This is a genomic window from Rhodococcus sp. MH15, assembly GCF_019266045.1.
Classification (GTDB): Bacteria; Actinomycetota; Actinomycetes; order Mycobacteriales; family Mycobacteriaceae; genus Rhodococcus_F; species Rhodococcus_F qingshengii.
This window is the reverse complement of sequence record NZ_LPNP01000081.1, coordinates 60076-82957: the sequence shown is the minus strand read 5'-3', so window position 1 is coordinate 82957 and position 22882 is coordinate 60076. Positions and strand designations below refer to the sequence as shown.

Genomic DNA, 22882 nt, shown 5'->3' with positions numbered 1-22882 from the left:
TCGGAGTTGAATATGCGTGACGAGTTGGCGTTTCAGCGCACTGGGCGCGCACGAACATCGGCCAGGAAGTGCGCCACCAACTCGTTCCACGCGTGTGGGTCCTCGAAATAGGGGGAGTGGCCGCGGTCGGCAAGCTCGACCACTTCGGCGTGGGGCAGGAACTCGGCGGCGCTGCGAATCCGCTCGGGTGTCATCAAATCGTCCAGCTCACCCGCGATCAGCAGAACCGGTGCAGCCACCGCCGCGAGTTCGGCCACCGAATAGTTGTGGGCCTTGAGAATTCGGAAGAACTCGGTGTCAGGTGGGCGATGACCGAAGGTGCCGAGAGCTTGGTACAGGTATGCCCTCGCCATGTCCAGGCTCGGCAACCGTCCGCCCACAGCGGGATGCTCCCCCAGGGGCCGCGCGGTGACGGGTGCTGCGGTGAGGGGAGGTGCGCTGTCCGGACCGAATCCGACGGGAATGCCGCCGGTCGTGCAGGCCAGGACTACCGACTCCACCCGGTCCGGAACAGCGATCGCGGTCCCCAATGCGGCCCAACCGCCCATCGACTGGCCGACCACGTGCGCTCGATCAACCGCCAACAGGTCCATGATTTCGATCAGATCAGAGACTGCCGCTACCGGGCCGTGGTTGCCGTTCTCGTTGGTAGAGCGGCCGAATCCTCGCTGATCCCAGCTGATCACCCGATAGTGCTGAGCGAAGTAGGGCACCTGCTGGTACCAGACGGCCGCATTTCCGCCGAGACCGTGCGTGAGAATCAGATCCGGGCCCTCGCCGGCAGTCTCGTACCAGACCCGTTCGCCGTCTGCGACGGTGATGAAGCCCTCGGTCCGTGAAATCATCCTTATTCTCCTGTGTCGGACGGGCGCTTGCCCGAAGTGTGGTCAGTGAGGAGTTGCTGCACTTCATCGGTGGCCCGCAGCAGGTGTTCTTCGACCATTCGCGTCGTCTTCGCATCGAAGTCGGTATCGAAACCGATCACCGTCAACGCACAGAGCGGAGACCCCTTGCGGGAAGACACTGCACGCGAGACCGAACCGATGATGTCCTGAGATCGTTTGTGGACAACGGCGAATCCGGTTTTCTGCGTCTCGGCGATGTCGGCGAGAAAGCCGGTGGGTCCTTCCAGCGGATAGCCGCTCTTCTCCACCATCGCCAGGTAGGGCGCCCGGGTGTTGTCCTCGAGTGCCGCCACCAACGCGAGCGGACCCGCGAACCGGTGCGGCGGAAGCAGATCCCCGAGCATCCGAGTGATCATCTTGAGTCTCTCGGGACGCAGCGCCGCGATGATCCGCGTCCCGCCGCTCTCGAGAACCTGCAGATTCACCATCATGTCCGTGCTCTCGGACAGCACCCGCATGGTCGGATCGCACAAGGCCGCCAACGAATGCGCTGCCGCTTCGTGGGAAACCTGCAGTGCAGCCGGGCCGGGGAGATAGCGACCGTCGTAGCGGAAGACCCAACCACGGTTCGCGAGTTCTCCGAGCACTCGGTGCGCAGTCGGGCGGAGCATCCCGACTTCTTCTGCCAGTTCGCTGAGCTTCATCGGCGTGGTCGAGCGCGCGATGGCCTCGAGTAGATCCAACGCTTTGTCGACGGCGGACGCAGAACCCTTCGTCATCCGATCCCCTCCCGGTGCCGTGGATGTACCCGGCGATCCGAAATCTCGTGTTCTTGGAAAACCCTTGGCATTCGTCTTGGAAATTACTATAGTCACAACAATCGTTCCGGCGTACGGAATTCTTTGAGCTTCTTCACCTTCCCACCGGATTACCGGCAAGGAAGTCATATCTTTCCCAGCGAGAGGTTTTCGGACATGACGGTTGGACTTACCCTTCGGTCGACACCACGGTTCAGAGTTGTTGCCCTAGCCGCGGTCGCGACCGCGGCATTGGCACTGACAGGCTGTTCGAGCGACGCCACGGCCTCCGACGACGGGGGCACCCAGACCACCACGATTCGAATCGCACCTCAGCCGATCGCGGACTTCGCACCGATTTGGCTCGGCATGGAGCAGGGGTACTTCACCGATGAGGGACTCGACATCCAACTCGTGGAGGGCGGCGCTAGTTCCTCGGCTCAAATTCCGTTGTTGCTCAGCGGAAATGCAGATATGGCAGCCACGACTGCCGCTGCCGCAATTCAGGCACGGAGCCAGAACATGCCCGTCACCATTGTCGGCGGGCTCACGAATTTTGCCGCAAATGACAGCGTCGACCAGTCCGGTCTCGTGGTCGCCAAGGACAGTTCCATCAGCGGCTTCCGTGACCTCGAAGGCAAGACCGTCGCGATCAGCGGTTTGAAGTCCGTCAGCGAAGCAGTCATCTCTGCCGCGGTGGAGAAATCCGGCGGAGCAGCGAACAAGGTCTCGTTCATTCAGGCGCCCATGCCCAACCTCGGCGACCTGGTTTCCACCGGCGGGGCCGACGCGGCGTTCCTCATCGATCCGTTCCTGAGTAAAGCAACCGACTCGGGGCTGAAGATCCTCGGCCACCCCTTCCCCTTGGCCGCACCCGGTGTACCGGGGACCTCGCTGGTCGCTTCGGAATCGTTTGTCAATGCGAACCCGGACTCACTCGCGAAATTCCGTACCGCGCTTGCCGAATCAGTTGACTACGCCAATCAGAATCCGGGCGCGGTCAAGGCTGCACTCTCGACGCAAGCCAAGATTCCGCTCGAAATGCTGGCCAACAGCAAGAATCCTCAGTTCGTCGCAGTAGTGGAACCGGGTGCTCTCGGCACGGAGATCGAACTGCTGGTCAAGTACGGGGTACTGACGGATTCGGTCGAGGCCGAATCCCTGCTGACCCCGGCCAACTGAGTTGTCCGCCTTGACAACCCTGCAGACTCGCCGCAGGCAGGTTCTGCTCGGTCGGCTGCTGACGCTCTTCGCGTTGGCAGCCGTCTGGCAGATCTTCGGAATGCTCGGCGACGAGGACGTCAAAGGTATTCCGAAGTTCAGCGACGTGGCAGTGGCCTTTGTGAACGAACTCGGCACGTCCTCGTTGTGGACATCACTGGGACAAACGGTGACCACCACGGCGATCGGATTGGCGCTGTGCCTGGTGATCGGAATCCCGGCAGGGCTGCTGCTCGCCGCGCACCCGTTCCTGACGGTCTCCTCCCGCTTCGTCATCGACTTCTGCCGAACCGTTCCGCCGCTCGCAATCATTCCGCTCTTTCTGCTGATCATGGGCCCGACGCAACGGATGGCGGTGGCACTGATCGTGGCAGTAAGTGTGTGGCCGATTCTGCTCCAGACGATTCACGGTGTGCGCAACGTCGAACCGGAACTGCTGGCGACCGCACGCTCCTTCCGACTTCCACTGTGGCGCAGGCTCGCTCTCGTCGTCGCACCGGCGTCGATGCCCTACATCTTCACCGGGATTCGCATTTCGGCAACACTGAGCTTGCTGCTGACCATCGGTGCAGAATTGATCGCCGGCGTGCCGGGACTCGGTAAGGAGATCCTGCTGAGCCAATCCGTCCCCGATCGAATGTTCGCACTGATCATCGTCGCCGGACTACTCGGAATGCTGCTCGCCTTCGCCGTGATGGCGATCGAGAATCGTTTACTTGCCTGGCATTACATCCCGAGGAGGATGACGACGTGAAGATGATGTCAGGACTTCGACTCCTCGCGTGGGAGTTGTGGCTGCCGATCTTGATCGTCGTCGTATGGTACTTCGGTTCGGAGTCGAGCAAGTCGCCTTACTTCCCGCCGCTGTCGCGTATCTGGAAAGCGTTTGTGGACAACTGGTTCGGTCCGGGATTCGCCCACGATGTCGTACCGAGCTTGACCAACCTTGCCTTCGGTCTCGCCGTGGCACTGGTGGTCGGCGTCGGCGCCGGTCTCCTGCTGGCACTGTTCCCGCTGGCTGCCGACATTGCCGATCCGTTTCTCCAGTTCTTCCGCGCTATTCCGGCGCTGGCCGTATTACCCGCTCTTTTCATCGTTTTCGGAACCGGTTCGACGGGTAACGTTGCCGCCATCGCCTTCGGCGCGGTCTGGCCGATACTCCTCAACACCCTCGACGGCATTCGCTCCATCGACCCGAGTATCCGATTGGTGGCGCGCAGCTACCGGATCCGTACACCCCTCCTGGTCACGCAGGTACTCCTCCCCGGAGCGATGCCGCAGATAACAGTCGGTATCCGCACCAGTCTCGCGATCGGTGTCGTCATCATGGTCGGAAGCGAAATGTACGTCTCCACTGCAGGAATCGGTCACTTCGTGATCGTCGCGCAACAGACCTTCGCGATCGCCGACATGTGGTCCGGAATTCTCCTGCTGGGAATCATCGGATACGTGCTCAACCTCGGATACGGCGTGATCGAACGATGGTTGCTCAGATGGCAGCCGCGGACCCACGACGCTCTCGCAGTGAAAGGAAACTGATGTCATCCACAGAATCTGCGGCATCGATACCCGCAGTCGAACTGAGCGGCCTCGGGGTGACCTACGGCGGTCCCACCGGCCGCGAAGTGCTCCGCGGCATCGATCTGTCCATTGCACCCGGAGAAATCGTCTGCATCGTCGGCCATTCCGGCATCGGCAAGAGCACGCTGATTCGTTGCATCGCCGGTCTGCAGAAGCCGACCACCGGTGAGGTCCGCATCGCCGGGATCGCGATCGATGCACCGCCGGCCACGCTGGCTCTCGTGTCACAGGACTACGGACGCACACTGATGCCGTGGCTTCGAGTGGGCGAGAACGTTCGCCTGCCGCTACGGGGCAACGGTCTGGCGCGGAAGGTTCAGAACGAGAGGGTTAGCGATGCACTTGCCGTTGTCGGTCTAGGCGGTGCTGCGCGTTCCTACCCCTGGCAGTTGTCCGGCGGAATGCAGCAGAGAGTGGCGATAGCTCGCGCTCTCGCCTATCGGCCGCAGGTACTCCTCATGGACGAACCCTTCGCGTCGGTCGATGCGCAGACCCGCGCGGAACTCGAAGACCTGCTGCTGACGCTTCAGCGTGATCTTGGCATCACCGTCCTCCTCGTCACCCACGACGTCGACGAATCGGTGTACCTGTCCGATCGAGTGGTCGTCCTCGGCGGAACTCCGGCATTGATGCAGGACATCGTCGACGTCCCGTTGACCGGAACTCGAGATCAACTGACCACCAAGGCAGACCCACTGTTCATCGAGTGCCGTACCAGGGTCCTGTCCGCGATCCAGCAGTCGAAGGTGGTGGCGCCCGTGTCGTAAGCGCCTCGCCTAGGCTGGCTCCGTGATCCTTCTCCTCATCGGCCTCGCGCTGCTCGGATTCTGCGGCTACCGGTTCAGGCAGGATCGACGGAGGCTGAGCAACGGCGTCTACCTACTTCTCGGACTGATCTTCACCGGTCTGTGGATGTTGCAGTCGGGTGCGCCAGGCACCGAGGTCCCGTCGTTCGTCATCGCGACGATCGCTCTGCTCTCGCCGTTGCTGGTGCTCATGCTTGCAGGATTCCTGATCGTCAACGGGGTCACGATGCTGCGGCGCGAGGGATTCAGCGTCGCGAATCTGCTCTCACTCGTCGCCGGACTCGGCCTGCTCGTTCCCTACGTGTTGCTCGCATCAGCGCTGCTGACGCAGAGATATTGGCTCGCAGTCGTTCTCGGTTCGTTCAGCCTGGTCGCGTCGTACCTGGGGTTTCTGTTCACGAGCTTTCTGCTCTACTCCTACGTCTACGGACGCCAGAAGTACCAGCCCGGGATGGACGCAATAGTGGTTCACGGCGCCGGGCTTTCGGGCGCCGACGTGACACCCCTGCTTGCCAGCCGTCTGGACAAGGCGGCCGACGTCTTTCGCGCCGAGGTCCGCGAAGGACGTTCACCACTGTTGGTCGTGAGCGGCGGGAAGGGTTCGGACGAGGTGGTCAGCGAGGCGGAGGCAATGTGCGTCTACCTCGTCGATCACGGGATACCAAGCGAGAGCGTGATTCTCGAGGACCGCTCGGCCACCACGCTCGAGAACCTCGAGTACACCAGAGACCTTCTCCGTGCCAACACCACGAAGCCTCGAATGATTCTGGTCACCAGCAACTTCCACATCCTCCGAACCGCGACGTTTGCCCGAAGCCTCGATCTGGATGCGGAAGTCATCGGTTCCCACACCGCCCGTTACTACCTGCCGAGCGCCATTCTGCGCGAGTTCGCCGCCGTCACGGTGGAGCACAAGTGGCTCAACGGAACTGTCTGCCTGATCCTGGCCGCCCTGCCCCCACTGGTGGTCTGGGCGGCAGGAGGCATTTCGTAGCCGGATTCAGCGAATCAGGCTCTCGACGCCCATCGGTCGGCGACCCAGAAGCAGTTCGACGGCCGCGCTGCCGGCAAGAAAATCATGGTGGTTGTAGAACTCGAACATCGCCGCCAGACGCGAGCTGGCGTTGACGTCAAGGCTGCTGCCGATCTGTTCGCGCCATTGATCCACGCTGATCTGATCTATCGCGACGGTCCGTGACGTCTGCTTTTCCACCATCTGTGCCACCTCCATGACGCTCAGAGCTTGCGGGCCGCCCACCTCGTACGTCGCTCCGTGATGTTCACCCGAGCCCTCGCTCAGTACGACCGCGGCAACAGCCGCCACGTCCGCCAAACTCACGAACGAGAACTTCGTTTCCGCGCTGTACGGCAGGACGATGGTGTCAGACCGACCAGTGAGTACCGCCTCGAAATTCTGCGCGTACGCACACGGTTGCAGCACAGTCCATTTCAAGGGTGAACGATGCAGTTCGTCCTCACACCTGGCTTTGTCCAGGTGATGCGGCATGGACGGGCTGAACGGCCACGCGACGGAGTGATAGACAAAGTGCTCCACTCCCGCCGAAGCCGCTGCCGTCAGCGCATTGCGAAGCAGTGCGGGCTCGTCGGGATGGACGTTCGGGGCAATGAAGTACACGCCTCGGCACCCGGCGAGCGCCTTGCGCAGTCCGCTTCCGGTTTCCAGTTCTACCTCGAAGTCCCCGTCGACACGCGCCTTTCGCACCAGTCGCCGAACTGTCACGCTCGGCGGCAGTGCTGCGACGACGGCCTCACCGGTCTTACCCGCGGCGCCGATCACCGCGATGTCGGCGCCGCGAGCAATTCCGTTCTCCATGAGAGTTTTCCGTCCTAGACGTAGTCGTAGACCGCTGAGGTGGCGCCACCCGAAAGCTGCGCGTAGCCCGGACCCCGATCGAAGAAGGGCTCGTTCTCACCGCGTTCCGAGCGCAACTGATCCCGTAGCTCGGTGGTAGCAGCCTCGTCGACGGTCGGCTCGTCACCCTCGATCACAACGACAACGCCGTAGTCGTCGCGTGCACCCTCTACGGAAACCTTGCGCCACTGAATGTCTCGCAAGACCTCTTCGGTCGGGCGCTCCAGTGGATCTCCCCAACCGCCACCACCGGTGGTGCGAATCCGTACGACCTCGCCGGCCTTGATCGGCTCGGCATCGGTCAGCGCGTCGAACTCACGCTCGTTCGGTCCACCCGGATCCAGGACGACGGAGAACGGCCGACCGGCCTTGCCGCCCTTGACTCCCCAGCAGGCGAGAATCGAACGGTCCGCGATGGACATGAAGTGAGCATCCTTGAGCATGCGGATGTGCTTCTCGTATCCCAAGCCGCCGCGGTAACGTCCGGCTCCGCCCGAATCCATGGCCAGACCGAGCTTTTCGACGATGAAGGGAAAACGGCTCTCGGTGAATTCGGTCGGCAGGTTCCGTGAATCGGGAACGACGTGAATCGTGTCCTCGCCGTCGGCGTAGTAGCGTCCGCCGGAACCTCCGCCGAGCACCTCACGCATGAGATACGAGTGACCCTCGAAGTCCTCACCGTACACACCGGTGTACCTGATGGTCTCCTGATCGGCGGGCATGTTGCCGTCCACAGCCTTGGCCACGACGCCGGCCAGCACTCCGAGCAGACGGAGGATGACAAACGTGCGAGCGTTGGTGGGGGCAGGGAAGATCGGGGTGATCAGTGTTCCCTTTTCGGGGAACTTCATCTCGATCAGCGGTACGACGCCCTCGTTGACATCCAGTTCGGCCATGCGCTCCGGGGTGTCCGCGAGGTTACGCAGAATCGGGGCCAACCACTTGATGAGGAAGTTTCCGTCCGCGTAGTCACCACAGTGGTTGATCGGGCCCTTTGCCTGCGGTCCGGTTCCGTTGAAGTCCAGGATGAGTCGCTCGCCGCCCTCGTCCTCCGGCCGCGTCTTCGTGAGCGTGATCCGCTGGATGTGGAGCATCGGTTCGTCGACGCCGTCGTGCTCGGCGTAGTCCTCCCACGTGTACTCACCGACCGGGATCTTGCTGAGGATCTCGCGGCGGTACGTCTCGGTGGTCGCGTCCATCATCGCGTCGAAGCACGACTCGACGGTGTCGACGCCGTAGCGCTCGAACAGTTCGGTGAGTCGGCGCGCACCCATCAGGCACGCCGAGCACTCGGCGTCGAGATCGGCTGCGAGAGCGTCGGGCATGCGGGAGTTACGCGTCATGATGCGCAGCGCCGCCTCGTTGGGAACTCCCTGGTCCCACAGTTTGATCGGCGGAACCATCAGTCCCTCTTCGTACACCGTGGTGGCGCCGGACGGCATGGAGCCGGGGCAGCAACCGCCGATGTCGTCGTGGTGACCGAATGCCTGAACGAACGCAACAACCTTCGGCTCGGCATCGGGAGTGACGCGGGCGAAGACAGGCACCGTGACGCAGAGGTCGGGGAGATGGCCGATGCCACCTTCGGACAGGTAGACGTCGTTGTGGAAGTACACGTCTCCCGGCTTCATCGTCTCGAGTGGGAAGTCCCGGGCGATCGGATGAACCAGTGCGGAATACGAACGGCCCGTGAGCTTGCGGAGGTTCCGGTCGTGAATACCCGCGCGGAAGTCGTGAGCGTCACGGATCATCGGCGAACGCGAGGTGCGCGAAATGGAGGTCTCGACTTCCATTTCCACGCTGGCGAGGTAACCGGCGACGATCTCGACCAGAATCGGATCAGGTGACGCGCCGTCGGTAGCGGTGAGTCGGTACGGCTTGGCCGCGGTGGCAGCAGCAGCATCGAGAATGGCGGTCATCACTTCACTCCGTTCGAGTCGGAAGACTTCGAGATACGAATGTTCCCGAAGGTGTCGATACGTGCCGAGAATCCGGGATGGATCGGGACAGTCGAGCTGAACTCCTCGATCACGGCCGGTCCTTCGATGACGTCACCCGCACCGAGCAGTGTGCGATCGTAGGTGGCCGTTTCGACCCAGCTGTCGAAATACGATTGACGCGAACCGGTTCGAGCGGTGTCGGCGCCGGTGCCGGCCGGGATCTCCTTGAGCGTCGGACGCTTGATCGGGCCGATGCCACTCACGCGCAGGTTGACCCATTCCACGTGCTGCGACGGGTCTCCCCGGAAGTCGTAGCCGTACAGTTCGCGGTGCGCCTGGTGGAACGCCTCGGCCGCGTCGTCCATGGTCTGCGCCGTGACGGTACCTTCCGCCACCGGGACGCGCACCTCGAATGCCTGACCGAGGTAGCGCAGATCCGCAGTACGAGAGTACTTGCGCTGCGTCTCGTCGAAACCCTCTTCGGCAAGCGCAATCTCGGCTTCGCCGGCCAGCGCGTCGAACTGGCTCTGCAGGTCTTCAGCCTTCAACCGGTCGTGACGACTGACATGCGTCTGGACGTAGTCGTTGCGGACATCGACCGTCAGCAGACCGAACGCGGAGACGTTACCCGGATTGAGCGGGACGAGAACGTCTTTCAGACCCAGGATGTCGACGAGACGGCAGGCGAGCAGCGAGCCGGAGCCGCCGAACGTCACGAGGGTGAAGTCGCGAACGTCGAGGCCACGCTTGACGGTGATCTGACGCAGGGCGTTGGCCTGGTTCCACGCCGAGACCTCGAGGACGCCGACCGCGCACTCCTCGAAGCCCAGACTGAGCTGTGTTGCAAGCTCTTCGAGGCCCTTGCGTGCCAATTCCGTGTCGAGAGGAATCTCGCCACCGAGCAGATGGGGTGGGATGCGACCGAGCAGGACGTGCGCGTCGGTGATGGTCGGTTCGCTGCCGCCCTTGCCGTAGCACAACGGTCCGGGATCGGCGCCGGCCGACTGAGGGCCGACTCGGAGGGTGTGCTCCGGCGTCATCCACGCGATCGACCCACCACCGGCGCCGACGGTCACGACGTCGATCATCGGGATCTTCGACGGGTAGTTGCCCACTCGCCCTTCGGTGGTCAGCGCGGGCTCGCCGCGAACCACGACGGTGACGTCCGTCGACGTTCCGCCGCCGTCACAGGTCAACACCTGCTCGACGCCGGCGGCGTCGGCGATCAGCGCAGCACCGAGGGCTCCGGCGGCGGGTCCCGACAGGACTGTCGTAATAGGCTGGTGAACAACCTCTTTGGCCGACAGGACACCGCCGTTGGACTTCATGACGTAGAACGGGATGTCGCGGGGTTCACCGTCGGTGGTCGAGAACTCACGCAGACGATTCGCGATGTTGTTCACGTAGTTGCGGATGTTCGGCTTGACCGCGGCGTCCACGAGTGTGGTGATGGACCGCTCGTATTCGCGGTACTCACGCAGCACCTGGCTCGAGATGCTCACCGTCGCATCGGGGAAAACTTCGAAGAGGATGTCGCGTACGCGCTCCTCGTGCGTCGGATCGGCGTACGAGTGCATGAGGCAGACGCCGATGGTCCGGATCCCGCGGTCCTTGAAGAACTGCGCTGCGCTGCGAACGCTCTCTTCGTCGAGCGGACGAATCTCGCTGCCGTCGAAGGAAAGGCGTCCACCGACGGTGCGTACACGATCGGCGGGGACGATGCGTTCGGGCTTGACCCAGAAGTACGAGTTGCCGTAACCGTCCGGCACCGACTGACGAGCGATCTCGAGAACGTGCTCGTAGCCCTCGGTGGTGATGAAGCCGAGGTTCTCGACCTTGCCTTCGAGCAGCTTGTTCGTCGCTACGGTCGTGCCGTGGCTGACCGCACCGATGGAGTCGCCACTCTCACCGAGCTTGGCGAGTACCTTCTCGATACCGGCGAGAAAGCCCTCGGCGGGGTCCGCCGGGGTGGACGGGGTCTTGGTGGTGACGATGGCGCCGGTTTCGTCGTCCACTGCCACGATGTCGGTGAACGTTCCGCCGGTATCGATACCGACCCGAATCTTCCTGGGTTCCACGCTTCCTCCTGAGATCTTTGGCTCGTCTCGTCTGGTACCGATCGACGGTTGCGGCCTAGCCGGTAAGTGGCTCGTACCTGACGTGTAGAGCTATTCCACAGGTTCGGAAGAGCGGATTCTTTGTCACAATTCGCCGAATCGGGGGACCAAGGTTCGGCGCACGATCACGAGCGGATCTTCGCCGGCGCCTCCATGGGTTACGCGGACGTGAAAAACGCCCCGAACCTGGTCGGTTCGGGGCGTTTCCCTCATCGCAAATCAGCTGTTGACACCTGAGTGAACTACTCGCGACAACCAGAACGCGCCAGGAATCCGCCTATAGCAACACCTGACAAAGCAATGGCTGCGCCGACGACGGCGCTGACCATCACCGTGCGAGCATCTGTGCCGCCCGCTGTCGGTGCAGCGGCCGGAAGAACCGCCGGTGCCGCGACAGCTCCGGAAACTACCGGCGCGCCTTCGACCGCCACTGCCGGTACCGCCGCCGCCACGGCGGCAGTGACCTTCTCGGGAATGCCGTTGGCAATGACGCCGTCGATGCTCTTGAAGAACACCCCGGCCATCTTCTTGGCTACACCGGTGATCATGCGCTGCCCGACGCCGCCGACCATCCCGCCGACCACGGCGTCGGCGTCATACGAAAGCAGCGTGCCACCCTCGTTCTCCGTCAAGGTGACCGTGACGTCCGCCTTCACCGTGCCGGGAGCACCCGCCCCCGAAGCCGTCATGACAAACGAATTGGGCCGATTCTGTTGCGACAGAACAACCTCGCCGTCGTAGACGCCCTTGATCGACGCAACTCCCGCCATGATGGAGAGCTTGTAGTGATTGTCCGTGAGCTGCTCGAGCGACTGCACACCGGGAATGGTCGCGGCCAGTACACGACCGTCCTGGAGCTTGTCGTAGACCTCTTCGCGAGGTGCCGTCAGCTGCGCGGTGCCGGCGATTCTCATGCATTCTCCTCTGATGACGAACCCGCGTGTGCGAGTCGAAGTTCGAACAGTTCGGACGGTGAAATGGGCATGGACGTGATCGAGATTCCTTCGGCGTCCTCGATGGCAGCCGCGATGACGGCGCTGGTGGGGATCACACCGGCCTCACCGGCACCCTTCATTCCGAGTGGGTTGAGTCCCGACGGCGTGACGGTGTGATCCATCTCGAGCGAATCCGGCATCTCGGTGACGAACGGCATCAAGAAGTCCATGTACGACGCGTTGAGCATCTGCCCGTGCTCGTCGTAGACGATCCGCTCGTAGAGTGCGCCGCCGATACCTTGCGCGACGGCGCCCATGACCTGACCTTCGACGATGCGGGGGTTGATCACGTTTCCGCAGTCGTGGATGACAACGTAACGACGGACCGTGATCTCGGCTGTCACGGGATCGGTTTCGACGATCGCCGCGTGCACTCCCGAAGCGAAGGTGGAACTGGGCGGCGAGTAGTAGCCGGTTGCTTCCAGACCGGGCTGCTCACCCTCGGGAATCGGCGGCTTCGACATGTCCGTGTCGGTCTTGGCGAAACCGGTGGCCAGCTTCGACTCACGGTCGAACGCATATCGTAGCGGGTTCGACAGCACGGCAACAACACTCAGCGGTACGGACGTACCCTCCACTCCGGCTTCGGTGCCGATCTTGCACACGTGGCCTTCCCGGAGTTCCAGTTCGGTTTCCGGCAGATCCAGGATTCCGGACGCGATCTTCTTCGCCTTCTCCGCGACCATCTGCGCTGCGACGTGGAAGGCCGAACCTGACATGACCGCACCACGCGAGGCGAAAGTGCCGACGGCATAACCGAACCGGCGGGTATCACCCGTGACGATCTCGACGTCGGAGACCTTGACTCCGAGGTCGTCCGCAACGATCTGGGCGAACGCGGTCTGGTGGCCCTGACCCTGCGTCGTCAAGCCTGTTGCGGCCTTGACCTTTCCGGACGTCTCGACGACGACGTGTGCACCCTCGTAGGGTCCGGGTCCGGTTCCCTCGACGTACGCGCCGATACCGATGCCGACCGACCGACCTTCGGCGCGAGCCTTCCTCTGGTACTCGGGAAATCCGTCCCAGTCGATGAGCTTCTTGAGCTTGTCGATGCCCGCCTGGTAGTCGCCCGTGTCGTAGATCAACGGGCGTCCGTCCTGGAACATCAGGCCGAAGTCGTACGGCATGTCCTCGGGGCGAATGAAGTTCGCCTCCCGCACCGCGATCTTGTCCTTTTTCAGGTACTTGGCGATGGCGTCCATGGATCGCTCCATCGCGAACACGGCCTGCGGACGTCCGGCGCCGCGGTACGGGGTCACGATCACGGTGTTGGTGTACAGCGAATAGGCGTTGACCCGGAACGACTTCGGCTTGTACGGCCCGAGAACCTGCGTCGCGGTGTTGATCATGACGATGATCCCGTACGGCAGGTAAGCACCGTTGTCGTGCCAGAACGTGAAGTCGAACGCCAACAGACGACCATCGTCGTCGAATCCGATGTCGACCTTCTGGATCTGACCACGCTCGTGTGCGCTCGAGATGAAGTGCTCACGGCGATCCTCGACCCACTTCACCTCACAGGAGATGCCGGCCTGGCCGAGTCGTCGAGCGGCCCACGTGATCATGACTTCTTCGGGCCACGGGTGAACGATCTTGACGCCGAATCCGCCGCCGACGTCAGGAGCGATGCAGTGAACCTTGTTCAGCGCCATCCCCAATCGCGCTGCGATTGCGGCGCGGGCGGACGTGGACGTCTGGGTGGAGGTCCAGAACGTGAGGGTGTTCTCGTCACCGTCCCAACGTGCGTAGACGCCCTTGCCCTCCATCGGCATGGAAGCCGAACGCTCGATTTCGAGATCCAGCGTCAGTCGGTGCGGCGCGGCGGCCAGTTCGGCATCCAGATCTCCGAACCCGTGCTGCAGGTGAGCGGCGACGTTGTCCGGAACGTCGGCGTGGACGGCGTTGGCGGCGGTGCGAGCGACGTCGATCCCCACTACAGGCTTCAGCGCCTCGTAGGTGACGTCGATCTTCGCGCAAGCGTCCTCGGCGATGTACCGGTTGTCGGCGACCACCATGGCGATGGCTTCGCCGACATGCTTCACCTCGTCCTTCGCGAGGGGATACCCGTTGCGCGGAGCGATGATTCCCGGATGCGGAATGAGCAGTGGCAGGTTCTCCGCCATTTCCGGCGTGTCCGCGAGGAGATCTTCGTAGGTGTAGATGGCATGTACGCCAGGCACTTCCAGCGCCTGATCGATGTCGATGTCGATGATTCGCGCATGAGCGTGCGGCGACCTGACGAATGCCGCGATCAGCGCGTTGTGGCCCAGATCGTCGAGGTATCGCCCCTGACCGCTGAGCAGACGCGTATCTTCCTCGCGCGGAATCGGTTTACCGAAGAACTTGCCGTCGTCGGCAACCGAATGATCGGCCGTCGAATGATCGGAAGCGGGATGCTTCGCCCCGTTGCGCTTTGCTGGTTTGACCGGAGTACTCATGCCTTACCCGCCCGTCCTCCGACGGGATTCGTCGTTCCCCGCACCTTGCGATCCAACGCCTCCCGAGTGGACGCGTCGTCGATTCCGAGCGGGAACTGCCCGGCCCGTTCACGCTTGATCTCGGCCGCGCGCAGAACCGACGCCCTGATGTTCTGGTACCCCGTACAACGGCAGAGGTTTCCCGCTATCGCGTCGGTAGCTTCCTCCCGCGTGGGGTTGGGGTTCTCCTCGAGAAATGCCGCGATGGTCGTCACGAATCCCGGAGTGCAGAATCCGCACTGCAGACCGTGACAATCCTTGAACGCCTGCTGAACCGGATGCAAAGTGCCGTCCGGCTCGACGAGGCCTTCGACGGTGGTGATCGATCGACCTTCGAGGCTGGCCGCGAGGACGAGACAGGACCGAACCGGCTTTCCGTCGAGCAGCACGGTGCACGCACCACACACGCCGTGTTCACAACCCACGTGCGTGCCCGTCTTACGGAGGTGGTGACGAATGGCATCCGAAGCCAAAGTGCGGGAGGGAAGAACGACGGTGTTCGTCACCTCGTTGAGCGTGAACGTGACAGCTACATGGTGCTCACCGGTGTCTGCTGCCAGCTCGGCAAGTTGATCATCGATGGAGCGATCGTTTTTGGACATTGTCACCACTTTCCTGCCAGTACTGCGTTCTCACTGAGAGCATCCGTTGCCGCCGCGAAGCCGACCCGCGCCGTGAGCGCGGACACCAACTGCGAGCGGTACGCCGCCGTCCCGTGAATGTCTGCCTCGGTATCTATCTGCGCGCGGGCGCATTCCCCGAGGGTGCGCCACCGCGGGTCTCGCTGATCCGTCGCGGACGCCCCCGCCAACACGTTCGTGTAGTCCACGACCTGCCCCAGCTCTCCGGCGGACACGTACGTCATGTGCGCTTCGGCCACCAGACCGTCGACCACACGAATCCGGGCGACGACGCCGACCAGTGCATAGTCACCGTGACGACGCGCGATCTCGTCGATGGCGGTTCCCACGCCGGGTTCGGCGGCGGGCACCGACACCGACACCGCGATCTCGTCTGATTCCAGGCTCGACTCGAGAGGGCCGGCGAAGAGATCCGTCGACGCGATCTCGCGGGTGCCACGCACCGACTGGACGGTCACGCTGCCCCCGAGCAGCGTCAGGACTGCCGGCATCTCCGCCGACGGATCGGCATGGACGATGGAGCCGACGCTCGTCCCGCGGTTACGGATCGTGGGGTGCGCTACCAACTGCAGAGCACGGTTCAGCAGAGGCTGGACTCGACGAGCACCTTCGTCGGCCGCCAGCACCGAGTGCGTGGCCAGGGCCTGGAACCGCACTCCTTCGTCTTCGGACGAGGTCACCGAGGCGAGGTTCGGGATCGATCCGATGTCGACGATGTGGGCGGGCGCGGCGAGGCGCATGGACAGCAGCGGCACAAGCGATTGCCCACCGGCGAGCACCTTCCCCTCGTGAGAGACCTCGGAGAGGATTCGGCACGCGTCCTCGACCGAGGACGGTCGGTGATAAGTCAGCGGCGACGGTTTCATTACTCAATCCTGCCTCTATGAGTCACTTCACGTTTTGTGCAGATGTGACAACGGTCACGGGTCATACCTGGCATACATTCAACTTGGCATCACGTGAGCTGCGCCACGGGCTCTTCAAGTTCGTCATCTGACGCATTCGCCCCCGGCGTTGCGCCCGGCCGCCTGCCGGACTTCGGCCTGTTCAGTTCAGGGTTCCAGGACCCCACGAGCCGGCAGAGGTGGTACATCACGATCAAGACGATGGTGCCGAGCGCGATACCTCCGAGCGAGAACGTGTCACTGAACTTCAGCGCCGTGTCGCCGATACCGATGATCAGACCGGCGGCAATCGGCATCAGATTCAGCGGGTTCCCGAAGTCGACGCCGTTCTCTTTCCAGATCTTGGCGCCGAGCAGACCGATCATGCCGAACAGAACCACAAGAATTCCGCCCAGGACGCCGCCGGGCGTCGCCGCCATGACTGCTCCGAACTTGGGCGAGAAGCCGAGCAGGATCGCGATGAAACCCGCAATCACGTACGCGGCGGTCGAGTACACCCGCGTGGCAGCCATGACACCGATGTTCTCGGCATGCGTCGTCGTAGGGGAGCCGCCTACTGCGCTGGCGATGGCGGTGGCAAAACCGTCACCGGCAATGGCGCGTCCGATGTACGGGTCGAGATCGTCGCCCGTGATCTCGGCGACGGCCTTGACGTGTCCGGCGTTTTCCGCGACCAGTGCGATGACACCGGGAAGCACCAGAACGATGAACGTGAGGCTGAACGAGGGAGCGTGGATACCGACGATCCCGTTGGCTTCGTCCGAGAACGGCGGCAACCCGAACCAGGACGCCGAGTGCACCGAATCCCAGTTGACACGAAAGTGCTCGGTGGGTGCGCCACTACCACTGGCGGACGTGATCGGACCGGAGAGCCGGTCGAGGACCCACGAGAAGATGTAGCCGAAAACCAGCGCGACGAGAATGGCGATACGCCCCAGGAAGCCGCGTAGCGCAACGCTCATCACGATCAGTGCAACCATCACGATCAGTGCCACCCACTGATCCTGCGGCCAGTACAACCCCGCGACCACAGGCGCCAGGTTGAAGCCGATCAACATCACCACAGCGCCGGTGACCACCGGCGGTAGCGCTTTACTGATGACGCCACCGCCGAGAAAGTGGATGGCGATGCCGACGAATCCCAGAACCAACCCCGACACCAGAATCGCACCGGTCACTTCGGCCGTCGTTCCACCTTGGGCACGAATGGCGGCAACGCCACCGACAAAAGCTGCGGATGTTCCGAGGTAGCTGGGGACGTGCCCCTTGACCACCAGCAGGAAAAAGAGCGTACAAAAGCCTGACATCATCACGGCAAGTTGAGGATTGAGGCCCATGATGATCGGGAAGACGAACGTCGCGCCGAACATCGACACGACATGCTGGCCGCCCAACCCGATGGTTCTCGCCCAACTGAGTCGCTCGCCGGGAGCGACCACTTCACCGGCTCCGATGTTCTTTCCGTCTCCGTGCAACGTCCAGATCGGCATGACGAGACCTTTCGCAAAGGAGGAAGGTGTTCGAAATGCTTTGTGCCCCAGCTCACAAACACCGTGTCTGGAGTGAAACGCTAATGCAGGACCGAGATTTGGACGTGATGACAATCTGCCAGAACCCACTCACCGAGATTGGCAACAATGGTGGCAGATGATGCGGGCAGGGGTCATCGTCAGTGCTGGAGGCAGTTTCGACCGAGATGAGGACCACGCCACAAAGGGCCCAAACATTTTCTTCGGCTTAATGATTCCGTAACACGATGTCTGTCAACGGAAAACGAGGTACCTAGCCGAGGGCTGCGAGGATTCCCGCTGCCATCTCCGCGACCTGATCATCGGTCATGACAAACGTCGGCGAAATCTGCATCGCACCCTGACCCGCGGCGCGACCCGAAATACCATGCTCACGAAGCGTCTTCACAAACGGCAACGCCTCCGCCGGATCAGCCAACTGCACCGCAGCAACCGCACCGAGCCCACTACGAACCTCCGCCACCCGCGGATGCTCCGCCAACGGCTGCAGATGCGTATGCAACGACGCCTCCAAACGCTTCGACTCCGCGAGCAAATTCTCACGCTCGAGAATGTCGAGGTTCGCCATCGCCGCCGCAGCAGCACCGGCATGCCCGCCGTAGGTGTACCCATGGCGCCACCACGAACCGGCATAGAACGGCTCCGCCACCCGCGGCGCGATGAACACCGCACCCATCGGCACGTAACCCGACGTCAAACCCTTTGCCGTGGTCATCATGTCGGGCTGCAAATCGAAACGAGTGGACGCGAACCACTCACCACCGATCCGGCCGAAACCGGTCACGACCTCGTCGACGACAAAGAGGATGTCGTGCTCGCGGCAGATGTCACGCACCTCGGCCAGGTACCCCTCCGGCGGAAGATACACCCCACCCGCACCGATGATCGGCTCCGCGAAGAACGCCGCGATCTTGTTCGCACCGATCTTCTCGATCAACTCGAGCAGGCTCTTCGCATCATCCCAGCCGACGGTCGCCGCATCCGCCATCAGCTCGCCGTACCCCTCACGGTTCACCGGAATACCAGCGAGAGCCGTTCCCGCAACGTGCATTCCGTGATACGCCTTCTGACGACCGACGATAATCGCCTTCTCCGGCTGCCCCACCTCGTGCCAGTACCGACGAGCCAGCTTCGCCGCAGTGTCCACCGAATCCGAACCACCCGAAGTGAAGAAGATCTTGCTCCCGGCAACCGGCGCGATCGTCGCCAACCGCTCCGCCAACACCTGCGTGGTCTCGGGAACAAAATCACCGAAATTCGAGAAATGAGCGATCTTCGACAACTGAGCCGCCACCGCATCCGCGATCTCGGTGCGCCCGTGCCCGACATTGGTGAACCACAGGCCCGCCGTCGCATCCAGATACCGCGTGCCCTCGCGGTCCCAGATGTACGCGCCCTCACCGCGAGAGACGACAAACGCGCCGTTCTTCTCCACAGCGCCCATGTCCGCGAACCCGTGCCACAATGCCGAAGCCATCGTCTTTCTCTCCCAACTGGATACGTTCGAAATAGATCGGTCAGTTCACGCGGAGTGCGGGCGGAAGAACCCGCTCGACCCACTGGGTTGCCTGCTCGAATGCGTAGGCGAGTTGGAGTACGTCCAAGTCGGCTCCGTGCCGACCGATGATCTGGATACCCATGGGAAGCGAACGATCGTCGAAGCCGACCGGCATCCCCGCAACCGGAACCCCGGCCATCGTCCAGGGAACAACCGTCTCCATCCACCGGTGATACGTGTCCATCGATCGGCCGTCGACGGTCTCGGGCCAGTGAGTGTTCTTGTCGAAAGGAAACACCTGGGCACTGGGCGCAAGAATGTAGTCGTAGGTTTCGAACATCTTGGTAATGGCCGACAGCCAGCCGTTGCGGGCCTCCGCGGCCTTGGTCACGTCGAGAGCCGACAGTGTGACCGCGTGCTCGAGTTCCCACAACAGTTCGGGCTTCATCAACTCGCGCAAGCTCGGATCGTTGTACTGATCGATCAAGCCGAGCTGTGCCCACCAACGCCACCGCAAGAACAGTTGCCAGATGTCCTCGGGTTTGAAGTCGGGAAGCGCCGCCTCGACGCGGCACCCCAACTGTTCGAAGACCTCGAACGAGGATTCGCACAACTCGAGAACTCCAGGTTCGGTTGCCAGGTAACCGTTCCAGTCACCGACCCATGCGATCCGAGAGCCCTTCAGATCCCGTGCGAGGCTTTCGGTGAACACAGCGGGATTCTCACGAATCCCCAACGGTGCATAAGCATCCGGCCCCGCCATCGTGGAAAGCAGGTGAGCCACGTCGGTGACGGTTCGGCCCATCGGACCCACAACAGCGCCCTGAGCGATGAATCCCGTCTCCGGTATCCGACCCCAGGAAGGTCGAAACCCAACAACGTTGTTGAACGCCGACGGGTTTCGGAGCGAACCCATGTAATCGCTTCCATCAGCCACCGGCAGCATGCGAAGCGCCAACGACGCTGCGGCGCCACCGCTGCTACCGCCGGCAGTGCGCGAATTGTCGTACGGCGACACCGTCGTACCCCACACCGGGTTGTACGTCTGGGATCCGAGTCCGAACTCCGGTGTGTTCGTCTTGCCGATCACAATGGCACCGGCAGACCTGATCCGCTTGACGAACAGTTCGTCATCTTCGGCGATTCGATCCGCGAACATCGGCGACCCGGACGTGAACGGCAGACCCTTGGCTGCCGAAAGATCCTTCACCGCATGCGGAAACCCGTGCATCCAACCGAGATACTCCCCACTCGCCAACTGCGAATCACGCTCGCGCGCCTCCGCCGTCAACGCTTCCCGATCCCGCAATGCGACGATCGCGTTCACCGCCGGGTTATGTAATTCGATCTGATCGAGGAAGCTGTCCATCACCTCGACACACGACACTTCACGCCTGCGTATCAGACCACTGAGCGTGACCGCATCGGCCATGACGAGTTCGCGATTCTCGGGCGCACCGGAAACGCTCTCGTCGACAGGGTCAGCAGCATGAACCATCGTGAATCCTTTCAAGCAGTGAAGTGGGGTACGCCGCGGCGGACTCGCCGACACCGGCAACTGATTCGAGGACGAATTGCCGGTGGCGGCGCGACTGTCGAGGTTTCCAGCGAGGTTCTTGCCTACTACTGACCGAGATCGACGATGGCAGCGACTGGGCCGCCGCCCTCGGGACCCTGGTGCGCTGCCGATACCGAGACGAACACTGCCGGATCGCCGGTGACAGCTGCCGTGACTCCGCCGACACACGACTTGATCTGGCGGTGCCAGTGCACGTCGGAGTCGTCGAGCATCGCATTACGACGGCCACGGACCGTTCCGTCCTGACTGGCCTCGCACTTCAAGAACACGTTGACGAGTTGACCGTCCAGGTCGCTCGAGTGCGGCCGCTCCGGAAGTTCGAGTCCGGCGTCACGGATCGCCGCCCAGATGCCGTCCTGGTCGAGCGGATCCTTCATCACGCTGTGGCCGATCCGGTAGCGTCCGCCGACGCCGCGTGCGTTACCGACGACGACGATCTGCGCGCGGTCCAACTCGACGCCGGACGAGCAGGATGCGACAGAGGAGAAGAGTTCGCGGCTGTGCATGACATCCTCGTCGGTCGGCATGTCGATTTCGCCGAGCGCAACCGCGATCCCCAGAGCCGTTCCGCCGTTGGACAGGTCCATCGACTCATGAGTCTGTTCGGTCCACACAGTCTTGCCGCGGCTCTTGGCGTCACGGATGGTGTGAATTGTCAGCAACGGAGTCTTGGTCTGTACGTAGTGCACGTCGGCGGGATCGGTGATGCCGGCATTGGCCATCGCGTCTTTCACTGCCGCAGCAACTTTGGTGATCATGGCCGTACGGCCGATGTCCTCGGGCAGCAGTTGCTCACTCATGGCGACACCCACGGTCAGTCGCGGCTCGTCGGTCTTGGTGACCTTGTCTGCCGGCACGGTCGCGAAGATCGTCGCGTGCGGGCTGATCACGCCGTCCGTGCCGCCGGACCAGACGATCGGCACCTCCGCCACTTCTTCGGGGCTGCGATTACCCTTGGCGGAGAGAACCTCTCGGAACGCTCGGTCCGCGATGATGCGCGTGTAGTCGTTGACGCCGCCGTTACCCTCGGTTTTGCCGATGACTGCAATGACGCGGTCGGCCTCGAGGACACCGTCGTCGATCAGCTTGGCGAGCTCACTGGCGTCGGAGACGCTGTGTAGCGGAACCTTACGGACCTCGATTGCTTCGGGCATTGGCATCTCCTTGTATAGGGAATCGTGGAGGCAAAATTGGGCCTTGACAGCTCCGGGCGCCCAGTCCAGCCGAGCGATTCGGAACTGCCGTGTCGACCACGCTATGACGACTCGAACCCATCGGCATCGTCAATACTTGCCCAAACGAAAACCGCGATTGGTTATTTCGACTCCGAATCACCGGTTGTGCGCCGCCCCATCGGTTCTCACTTACGATTCGACCATGGACACCACTGTTGTCGACCATCCGCTGGCGGCATCGCTGCTCACGACCATGCGCGACGCTCGCAGCGACAACGCAACGTTCCGGTCCGCCTTGCGCAGACTGACCCATATGTTGGTCTACGAGGCCATGCGCGGCGCAGAACTGGAACAGTTCGACATCGAGACGCCAGTTGCTCCGACGCTGGGGGTGCGGCTGGCGAATCCACCGCTCCTGGTCCCGGTCTTGCGAGCGGGCCTCGGCATGGTCGAACAGGCGAGTGCCCTTATTCCGCAGGCAGGCGTCGGTTTCGTGGGAATGGCACGAGACGAGAAGACACACCAGCCGGTTCCGTATCTCGAGTCCCTGCCAGCTGATCTGTCGAGCACCCCCGTCTACGTCCTCGATCCGATGTTGGCGACCGGTGGATCCATCGTCCGCACAATCGATCTGCTCATTGCACGCGGAGCCACCGATGTGACTGCAATATGTGTCGTCGTGGCTCCGGAGGGGATCGAAGCACTGAAGAACTCCGGACATCCGGTCCGGCTCCTCACAGCGAGCATCGACGACGGCCTGAACGAAAATGCTTTCCTGATACCTGGACTCGGAGACGCGGGCGATCGCCAATTCGGGCCGCGGTAGTTGACAGACATACGGAGAACCGCTCATTTCGAGAGGCTATTTTCGTCAACTGTTGACAATGTTCGTCGCGTGATCGA

The 22882-nt window shown here is 62.5% G+C and carries 20 protein-coding genes; 7 read left to right on the top strand and 13 right to left on the bottom strand.

The window, feature by feature from the left end:
* Window positions 1-32: 32 nt before the first annotated feature.
* Both ATN37_RS29500 and ATN37_RS29495 read right to left on the bottom strand, forming a co-directional pair.
* Window positions 33-845 carry an alpha/beta fold hydrolase gene (locus ATN37_RS29500; protein ID WP_081558684.1) on the bottom strand — a complete coding sequence of 271 codons (813 nt, stop codon included), beginning with the start codon at window positions 843-845 and terminating at the stop codon, window positions 33-35.
* A 2-nt stretch (window positions 846-847) separates the two neighbouring features.
* On the bottom strand, window positions 848-1624 hold the full coding sequence (locus ATN37_RS29495; protein WP_007735498.1) for an IclR family transcriptional regulator: 777 nt from the start codon (window positions 1622-1624) through the stop codon (window positions 848-850).
* Between the two features lie 195 nt (window positions 1625-1819).
* On the opposite strand from ATN37_RS29495, the gene ATN37_RS29490 reads away from it, so the two are divergent.
* The 5 genes from ATN37_RS29490 to ATN37_RS29470 are packed head-to-tail and all read left to right on the top strand — an operon-like array spanning window position 1820 to window position 6244.
* Window positions 1820-2824: an ABC transporter substrate-binding protein gene (locus ATN37_RS29490; protein WP_218696021.1), complete on the top strand. Its 1005-nt coding sequence runs from the start codon at window positions 1820-1822 to the stop codon at window positions 2822-2824.
* Window positions 2825-2834: 10 nt separating this feature from the next.
* Window positions 2835-3617, top strand: a complete 783-nt coding sequence (locus ATN37_RS29485) for an ABC transporter permease (RefSeq protein ID WP_218696020.1) — start codon at window positions 2835-2837, stop codon at window positions 3615-3617.
* Between the two features lie 2 nt (window positions 3618-3619).
* Window positions 3620-4402 carry an ABC transporter permease gene (locus ATN37_RS29480; protein ID WP_218959922.1) on the top strand — a complete coding sequence of 261 codons (783 nt, stop codon included), beginning with the start codon at window positions 3620-3622 and terminating at the stop codon, window positions 4400-4402.
* Window positions 4402-5211, top strand: coding sequence for an ABC transporter ATP-binding protein (locus ATN37_RS29475; protein WP_081558685.1), 810 nt, complete (start codon window positions 4402-4404; stop codon window positions 5209-5211). The genes ATN37_RS29480 and ATN37_RS29475 overlap by 1 nt, the downstream gene beginning before the upstream one ends.
* Window positions 5212-5233: 22 nt before the next feature.
* Complete coding sequence (locus ATN37_RS29470; RefSeq protein ID WP_218696019.1) at window positions 5234-6244, top strand: YdcF family protein; 1011 nt, start codon at window positions 5234-5236, stop codon at window positions 6242-6244.
* A 6-nt stretch (window positions 6245-6250) separates the two neighbouring features.
* On the opposite strand, the gene ATN37_RS29465 is transcribed toward ATN37_RS29470, so the two are convergent.
* From ATN37_RS29465 to ATN37_RS29420, 10 genes are all read right to left on the bottom strand, one after another.
* Window positions 6251-7084: an NmrA family NAD(P)-binding protein gene (locus ATN37_RS29465; protein ID WP_030537953.1), complete on the bottom strand. Its 834-nt coding sequence runs from the start codon at window positions 7082-7084 to the stop codon at window positions 6251-6253.
* 14 nt (window positions 7085-7098) lie between these two features.
* Window positions 7099-9042 carry a hydantoinase B/oxoprolinase family protein gene (locus tag ATN37_RS29460; RefSeq protein ID WP_007735492.1) on the bottom strand — a complete coding sequence of 648 codons (1944 nt, stop codon included), beginning with the start codon at window positions 9040-9042 and terminating at the stop codon, window positions 7099-7101.
* Window positions 9042-11141, bottom strand: coding sequence for a hydantoinase/oxoprolinase family protein (locus ATN37_RS29455; RefSeq protein ID WP_081558687.1), 2100 nt, complete (start codon window positions 11139-11141; stop codon window positions 9042-9044). Before ATN37_RS29455 ends, ATN37_RS29460 begins: the two co-directional genes overlap by 1 nt.
* A 281-nt stretch (window positions 11142-11422) precedes the next feature.
* Window positions 11423-12094 carry a carbon monoxide dehydrogenase subunit G gene (locus ATN37_RS29450; RefSeq protein WP_007735490.1) on the bottom strand — a complete coding sequence of 224 codons (672 nt, stop codon included), beginning with the start codon at window positions 12092-12094 and terminating at the stop codon, window positions 11423-11425.
* The gene (gene cutA, locus ATN37_RS29445; RefSeq protein WP_218696018.1) at window positions 12091-14613 is read right to left on the bottom strand and encodes an aerobic carbon-monoxide dehydrogenase large subunit; all 2523 of its coding nucleotides are present in this window, start codon (window positions 14611-14613) and stop codon (window positions 12091-12093) included. Before cutA ends, ATN37_RS29450 begins: the two co-directional genes overlap by 4 nt.
* Complete coding sequence (locus tag ATN37_RS29440; RefSeq protein WP_003946048.1) at window positions 14610-15254, bottom strand: (2Fe-2S)-binding protein; 645 nt, start codon at window positions 15252-15254, stop codon at window positions 14610-14612. The genes cutA and ATN37_RS29440 overlap by 4 nt, the downstream gene beginning before the upstream one ends.
* A 2-nt stretch (window positions 15255-15256) precedes the next feature.
* Complete coding sequence (locus tag ATN37_RS29435) at window positions 15257-16159, bottom strand: xanthine dehydrogenase family protein subunit M (protein WP_047271858.1); 903 nt, start codon at window positions 16157-16159, stop codon at window positions 15257-15259.
* Between the two features lie 89 nt (window positions 16160-16248).
* Window positions 16249-17688, bottom strand: coding sequence for a uracil-xanthine permease family protein (locus ATN37_RS29430; protein WP_217018125.1), 1440 nt, complete (start codon window positions 17686-17688; stop codon window positions 16249-16251).
* Between the two features lie 292 nt (window positions 17689-17980).
* Window positions 17981-19204 carry an aspartate aminotransferase family protein gene (locus ATN37_RS29425; protein WP_172827079.1) on the bottom strand — a complete coding sequence of 408 codons (1224 nt, stop codon included), beginning with the start codon at window positions 19202-19204 and terminating at the stop codon, window positions 17981-17983.
* A 40-nt stretch (window positions 19205-19244) separates the two neighbouring features.
* Window positions 19245-20723 (bottom strand): amidase, encoded by a 1479-nt coding sequence (locus ATN37_RS29420; protein ID WP_047270153.1) that lies wholly within the window; start codon window positions 20721-20723, stop codon window positions 19245-19247.
* Here ATN37_RS29420 and ATN37_RS29415 point away from each other — a divergent pair.
* Complete coding sequence (locus ATN37_RS29415; RefSeq protein WP_155277953.1) at window positions 20715-20855, top strand: hypothetical protein; 141 nt, start codon at window positions 20715-20717, stop codon at window positions 20853-20855. The genes ATN37_RS29420 and ATN37_RS29415 overlap by 9 nt on opposite strands.
* Here ATN37_RS29415 and ATN37_RS29410 read toward each other — a convergent pair.
* Window positions 20849-21958 carry a ring-opening amidohydrolase gene (locus ATN37_RS29410; protein ID WP_007735206.1) on the bottom strand — a complete coding sequence of 370 codons (1110 nt, stop codon included), beginning with the start codon at window positions 21956-21958 and terminating at the stop codon, window positions 20849-20851. The two genes, ATN37_RS29415 and ATN37_RS29410, sit on opposite strands and share 7 nt — an antisense overlap.
* A 223-nt stretch (window positions 21959-22181) precedes the next feature.
* Here ATN37_RS29410 and upp point away from each other — a divergent pair, with 223 nt between their 5' ends.
* Window positions 22182-22805 (top strand): uracil phosphoribosyltransferase, encoded by a 624-nt coding sequence (upp, locus tag ATN37_RS29405; RefSeq protein WP_007735207.1) that lies wholly within the window; start codon window positions 22182-22184, stop codon window positions 22803-22805.
* The last annotated feature ends 77 nt before the right edge of the window (window positions 22806-22882 follow it).